General features: G+C 66.5%; 7 protein-coding genes. All 7 read right to left on the bottom strand.

The annotated features are described in order from the left end of the window. Nucleotides 1-92: 92 nt before the first annotated feature. Complete coding sequence (locus tag AUV07_RS08255; RefSeq protein ID WP_157523981.1) at nucleotides 93-1,586, bottom strand: hypothetical protein; 1,494 nt, start codon at nucleotides 1,584-1,586, stop codon at nucleotides 93-95. Continuing rightward, a complete protein-coding gene (locus AUV07_RS08250) occupies nucleotides 1,583-1,933 on the bottom strand; it encodes a helix-turn-helix domain-containing protein (RefSeq protein ID WP_062635338.1) in 351 nt (116 codons plus the stop codon). The genes AUV07_RS08255 and AUV07_RS08250 overlap by 4 nt, the downstream gene beginning before the upstream one ends. Beyond that, a complete protein-coding gene (locus tag AUV07_RS08245) occupies nucleotides 1,914-3,032 on the bottom strand; it encodes a tyrosine-type recombinase/integrase (protein ID WP_231868222.1) in 1,119 nt (372 codons plus the stop codon). The genes AUV07_RS08250 and AUV07_RS08245 overlap by 20 nt, the downstream gene beginning before the upstream one ends. Before the next feature lie 47 nt (nucleotides 3,033-3,079). Next, on the bottom strand, nucleotides 3,080-3,667 hold the full coding sequence (locus tag AUV07_RS08240) for an SOS response-associated peptidase family protein (protein ID WP_231868221.1): 588 nt from the start codon (nucleotides 3,665-3,667) through the stop codon (nucleotides 3,080-3,082). Nucleotides 3,668-3,837: 170 nt separating this feature from the next. Beyond that, a complete protein-coding gene (locus AUV07_RS08235) occupies nucleotides 3,838-5,538 on the bottom strand; it encodes an ATP-binding protein (RefSeq protein WP_062635334.1) in 1,701 nt (566 codons plus the stop codon). Further along, nucleotides 5,535-6,206 (bottom strand): hypothetical protein, encoded by a 672-nt coding sequence (locus tag AUV07_RS08230; RefSeq protein ID WP_062635333.1) that lies wholly within the window; start codon nucleotides 6,204-6,206, stop codon nucleotides 5,535-5,537. The genes AUV07_RS08235 and AUV07_RS08230 overlap by 4 nt, the downstream gene beginning before the upstream one ends. Further along, nucleotides 6,203-6,415 (bottom strand): hypothetical protein, encoded by a 213-nt coding sequence (locus AUV07_RS08225; protein ID WP_062635331.1) that lies wholly within the window; start codon nucleotides 6,413-6,415, stop codon nucleotides 6,203-6,205. Before AUV07_RS08225 ends, AUV07_RS08230 begins: the two co-directional genes overlap by 4 nt.

The raw sequence follows: 6,415 nt of genomic DNA, 5'->3' as shown, positions 1-6,415 counted from the left end.
CGCCGCGGTCAAGTTCCTGGCCCGGTTCCGCCGGGGACACGGGCGGTTTGCCGACGTGCGTTGGACGCGCTGGCGGGCGTTTCTGAGGTTTGTCAGTTCCTAGAATCGGGTGCCGGGCTGTGGAACTTCCGGAGCGAGCGCTGGCCCTCCCCAAGGTCTCGGAGCGGCGGGTAGTCGCTCCACGCCCCGCCGGCGTCGATGCTGCGGCGGTAGGCAGTGTCGGCTGTGACGCCGACGACATCCGCGAGGACCGAGGCGGGAACGGTCTGCGCAAAATGCTGCAGCCGGGATGAGCGGAAGTGACGCAGGGTCAGTCCGTGCCGGGAGGCGACGAGCTCGATCGAAGCTGCGGTGACATGCTGGTTCGGCATCGTTCCGGGGAACAGCCATCCGTGCATGTCTGGATGTCGGCTGGGGCGCGCGTCGAGCGCGCGCAGTTGTGTGCGGACGAGAGCGGCGAGCCGGTCCGGGACAGGGATCGGCGTCCGGGCGAACGTCATCGTCATCGGGCCGGACCCGTCGATGATCTGCTCCCGCGTGAGCGCGATGCTCGCTTCGACGGGTTGGGCGAAGACCACCGCGAACAGTGTGATCAGTCGTGTCGGCAGCGGGATCGTCTCGTCGGCGAAGACCTGCCTGGCGATCGCGGCCAGATCAGGATCAGACAGATGAGATCCCGCTCCTCGAGAGCGGATCGTTGTCACCGCGACGTTGGGGGCGATCCGCTCTTGGACCGCCCAGGTCACGAACGGGCCGACCTGCTGGCGCACTCGATCCGCGGACACGAATCGGTCGATCGCGGGTTGATCGACCGTCTCGATCGTCATGCCGTGCGTGTCGAACCATTGGAGCAGTTCGGCGATGTAGCGCAACTGGGCGCGTCGAGCGCTGAAGGTCCCGCGGGTCATCGGGCGGTCCTGGAGAGTGCGGCGGATCAAGGGGAGCATGTGCCAGCGGAAGAAACGGCCCAGCAATGCCGAATGAGCGGCCGGGAGGGTTGCAAGCAGCCGCGTCCCGTAGGTCTCCAGGTCGTGCAGGAGCACGTCGATCTCCGGGAGCACTCCGGCGCTCATCAGCGTGCGGCGGAAGTAGCGCAGCTTCGTCGATGGAGAGAGAGCATCGAGCGTTTGGTGAGATAACACGACGGTCCCGGTCGCCATCGCCCGCAACGTCGAGGGGACTGGCTCACGGCGAATCCACTTCAGAACGAGGTCGCTGCCGCCGCCGGAGAGAAGGTAGGAGTGAAGCGGGCGGAGGGGCTCTGCGACGTCCCCGGTGCCGTCATCGAGCAGAACCCGCAGCCGCGAATCAAGCCGGCAGGGAGCGCAGTGCGATCCCTGCAAGTTCTCCTCGCGGCCGCAGGTGCGGCAACCGAATCGCCCAGGTTGGCCGGCGCAAGGCGAGCAGAAGGCGGCGCCGTGGGTACCGAGGTGAGCGAGAACCCGCGTCTGCGCGCAGAGCGGGCAAGGCGCAGGGTGCCGCCGCAGCCAGGAATAGCACGGGTTGCAGATCCGACCGCCGAGCAGTCGGTAGCGTGCGATCACCTCTCGGCGGCAACGATCGCAACGCGACGCCGGGCCAGTCACGCGTTCGGTTCAGCCGGCCGGTGCAGCCGTGCGGGAATGGGCCGCAGCTCACCAATGCTCGCTTTGCTCGGACCTGTGGCGTTCGCGCGACGCTTCGCGGCTGCAGCGACAGCGCGGATCTCGATGAGGTCATTCGGAGTGCAGGAGAAGATCCGGCAGAGCGCCGCGAGAACGGTCATGTTCAACCTGTCTGGAGTCTTCGTGACAAGGCGGAACACCTGTTCCCTTGACAGCACCACGCCCTGCTCCTGCAGAGGCGCCCGCAGATCCGTGGTCTGGAACATCCCGGCAGCAGACATCATCGCCCGCAGATTCCACTGGACCTGCTCATCGGAGTTCGTGGTCATCGGTGCTCCCGTAGATGCTGGCCAAGGATTGAGCGACGACCCGAGTCTTGAAGTCATCCCCGACCGAGGTGTAGATAGCGGTGGTCGACGCGTAAGCGTGCCCGACCTGATCTTGGACGAACCGCTCTGCGTACCCCCATTCGATCAGATTCGTCACATAGGTGTGGCGCAGCGCGTGCAGGCTCAGCTCCGGCGGGAGACCGACCTCGTCACGGATCTCCGCGAACCTCTGATCCAGATACCGCAACGACACCCTGGTGTTGCGCTCAGTCGGCCAGAGCGGACCAGACTCCGCCGCCCCGTAGTGCTCTCGATCCGACTTCACCCAGTGCAGCAGCCCCTCGACCGCCCACGAGTACTCCGCCAGCGCCAGCACCGTCCTCCGCTTCGGACCGGACCCCCGTGACCCCTTGCCCCAGCGGACGTAGACAACTCCACAGGTGCCGAAAGTCGGAGCCGACGGGTTCGATCTCAGATCCGGGACATCGAGTCCCGCGACCTCCGCGCGACGCAATCCGAACGCATACGTCGTCTTGAAGATCAGCGAGTCTCGCAGCGCCGCCAATGCGCCCTTCTTGCCTGCGCGCTGGATCCGCAGAACCCGCTCATCCGCTGCCTCAAAGAAGCGCTCGAGCTCGTCGTAGGTCAACGCCCGTCTTTGCGGTCGGCCCTCGTACTCCACGAGATGCACAACGGTGTTCCAGTCATGGCAGATCTGCCGCGGCGAGGTCCCGAAGCGATCGCTGCAGGCCTGCCGCCACCCGTACCGGTCATCCACGAGGTAGTCGCAGAACATCCGGATCATGGTCTGATACGCCCGCAACGTGGACTTCGCCAACGGCCTACGACCCGACAGCAGGTGAACACTGAACGCCTCAAGGTCTGACGAGGTCCACTCCCAGGGGTAGGTCTCCGTGAACTCCTGGAAGCGTCTGATCAGCTTCGCCCGCGTCGCAGCTGTCTTGCGCTCAAGCCCGCGGCTCGACTGCTGCTCCGACCATCCGTCCAGCATGGAGTCGAGCATGAACTTCTCTTCGTGCAACGGCACGATGTTCTGACGCAGTTGGAATGGAATGGGCGCGAAGGAGGAATCAGACACGTCGAGAGTGTTGCATTAAACGCAACATTGATGCAACTTTCCCAACCTCAGAAGAGCTGGTCAGGTCCCTTTGCCGGTTTCTCATCGCGCATCGCGGTCACCTGGATCAGCTCGTTGACCGGTGCAGCGGCGGCGATCGCAGCGTCGATCAGCGCGCCGCCCGGACTCGCCGTCGTCAGCCACTCCTCCGTGAATCCGGGACTGATCAGTAGCGGCATTCGATCATGCACATGCTCCAGATGTCGAGCTGCCGGCTGCATCACGATGCTGTAGCACGTGTACTCCGTCCCGTCCGCGGCCCGGCCGGGCCGCGTCACCGCAGCCAAAGCCAGAAGACCGTCCTCAGGGGCGGTGAAGTGGTGCCACACACGGGAGGGCTTGGCCATCTCGCGCCAGTACGACACCGGCACGATTGCCCGCTCAGGGAGGGAGCCCTTGCTTGCGGCAAGTCGCTCCGACCTTGTGTTGATCGACGCGAAGCTCGCGGGTGCGCCGTTGACCAGATATCCCCACCACGCGAGCTCCAGGGTGGAGGGCGTCGTGACGATAGGGTTCAGGTTGCGCAGGTTCTTCCCGGTAGGGCGGAGAATCTCGCCATCATTGCCCACCGCCCACGAGCGAAGCCCCTCGAGCACGGCGGCATCGACGGCGTCCTGATACTCGTCATCGGTGAACCGCGGGTCAAGGCCATAGCTAGCGCAAATCAGAGGCTCCTCTCGTCGAATCGGAATAGCTCATCCCGATCAATGCCCGGTTGTGAGTCCATCGCGAAGCGCCCGCACATCGTTGCAGCGTATCTCCGGTCTCAGACACCTGGCGAGGATGTCGCGTGCTCGAGCTCGGCACCGTTCATGAGGATGTCGGTGGCGACCAGGCCGGTGTCGGTCTTGCGGGCGAGACCGTTGCGGGTGAGGTCGGAGAGGTAGGTGGAGAAGGTGCCGCCGGTCGTGGCGATGTCGGCCGCGGCGCCGAGGTCTTCCCTGCTGAGGCTGTCGGGGTAGGCGTTGATCAGCGCGTCGAGCATCGCGGCTGCGCCGCGGCGGAGGACGGAGCGGTAGTGGGCTTGGAGCTCGCGTGGGGTGAGGGGGTCGGGGCGACCGCCGAGGTAGTCGAAGCCGGCGTCGGTGAGGGTGTAGCCGGCTGTGTTCTCGTCGAGGAAGCCGGCGCGGCGGATGTCGGAGAGGTAGGTAGACCAGGTTCCGCCGGTGGTCTTGAGGCGGGCGACGGTCCCCCACTGGCTCTTGGTGAGGCGTAGCGGTGCCATGCGGCCGAGGGCGAGGATCATCCGCTGCGCGCCGCTGCGCAGCGCTGGCGCGTCTGCCTTGGTGCCGTTCGTCGAGGCCGGTTCTTCGGCCGGAGATGTCTTTGGCTTCGTGGTTGGGGGAACCGCGCGCACAGCGCGCGGCGTGGGGCCGGCGGGAGGATCGGCGGCGAGCTGGTCGACCGCGGCCGAGAGGTCGGCGATCGCGCGGCGGAGGGCGTCGATCGTGGCGGCGTCGACGGGGGCGGGGACGGGGATCTCGACGATCCTCTCGCGCGGCGGCGCCGACGTCGCGGCTGCGAGCTCACGGCGCAGTCTGATGTTCTCGGCGCGCAGGTGTGCGGCGTCGTCGCTGCTGGTCTCTCGCTGGGGGGTGATCGCCGCGGCGATCGCGTCGAGGTCGACGTCGGCGAGCGTGGTTCGGGTGGGCGAGGACGCGATCTCGCCGATACGCGGTGTGGTGCCGGCGTCGAAGGTGTGGCGCATGCGGAAGCGGAACTTGAGAGGCTCGCCGCGCTCGGGCTGCCAGAGCCAGCATTCGCCGGTCTGCAGCGTGGGCAGGTCGGCGAGGATGCTCTTGGAGTCGGCGTGCACGTCGATCCACGCCTTGATCGCGTCGCGGTCCTGCGGTGCGGTGGTGCGCAGCACGAACAGGTTGTCGATCTGGGTGAGGACGTCCTTGTTGACCGCTGCGCTGCGCTGGGAGGCCATCGTGATCCCGAGGCCCTTGAATCGGCCCTGCTTGACGATGCGCTGCCAGGTCTCGACGAGCGCAGCGTTCTCACCGCGGACCTGCTGCGGCAGGTACTCGTGGCACTCCTCGAGGAAGAAATGTGTGGGGGTGCGATCGGCACGGCGGTAGAAGCGATCGCCGAACGCTCTGAGGAAGCGCCGCAGCTCGGCTTTGGTGAACTCGCTGACGTCGAGGATGGCGGAGAGCTTCTGGTCGACGAGCAGGTCCGCGACGAGCTCGCCGGCGGTGGAGTCGAGCGGGACGTCACCGTGACGCCCGCCGAGCACAGGGATCGGCAATCCTGGCCGATCCCCGTCTACCGACGTGCGGATGCCGTACCAGTCGCCCTTGGGGTCGACGACGATGACGGGCACGCCCACCTGGTGCATCTCCTCGAGCAGCACGACGGCTGCGCTGGTCTTGCCTGCACCCTTCTTGGCCAGGATGCCGTTGGAGCTGGTGATGAGCTCGAGCGGGAGGTCTACGCCCTCGGCGACATGCAGGCCGTTCATGATGTCTCGTCGGGGTCGGGGTCGGGCCTGCGGTAGCGGATCTCGCGGCCGTCTGCGCTGAACGTGACGCCTGGCTCAAGGGGAGGCAGGAGCTCGGGGATGGGCTGGAAGTTGTGAGGGGTGAAGTTGCAGTCCAGGGTGCCGGCGTCGATGCGGTGCTCGAGGTAGTACTGCAGGCGCGCCGTGGCGGTGGGTGAGGCGTCGAGGATGCGGGTGGAGATCTCGACGAGCGGCTCCGCGCCGGCCTGGGGCGTGAGACCGAAGATCCCGAAGGTGATCTGCGGATCGTGGTCCCACAGCTGGATCCTGAGCGTGCCGGATCTGCTGAACGGGCTGATGTACCAGGTCGCAACGGTGGCCTGGTCGAGATTGACGGTGGTGACCGGCTCGGCGGGTCGGAGGAACCTCTTCGCGGAGAGGGTGAGGTTGTGACTGTCGTCGATGGCGATCGCGCCGCCAGCTTCCCAGATTGGGTCCGCGCGCCACATGATGTGCAGGACGAGGAACCACACACCGATGATCATGGCCATCGCGGCGAGGAAGATGCCGGGAGCGAGGAGAGCATCAGCCCAGGGCATCCCGGTGAGCGGGGCGAAGATCGCGCCGCCCGCGGCGAGACCCGCGAGCGCGACGAGGCCCGCGAGCGCGACGAGCATCCGTTCGCTCATGGGATGTCCTCTCTGCCGACCGCTTCGGCTTCGGCGCCGGTAGCGAGGATCCGCAGCGCGTTGGCCTGCTGTGTGGGAGTCATCCTGATCGAGGCGTCGACGATGTTGTGGATGCTCAGGCTGTACTCCCCTGCCGCGTCGAGCGCGATCGTGGCGACGGCGAGCAGCTCGTGATCGTCGGGGAGGTCGATGGGGATCTGTGCGAGCAT

This window comes from Microbacterium sp. CH1, assembly GCF_001595495.1.
In the GTDB taxonomy this organism is placed as follows: Bacteria; Actinomycetota; Actinomycetes; order Actinomycetales; family Microbacteriaceae; genus Microbacterium.
This window is presented reverse-complemented; position numbering and strand designations above follow the sequence as displayed.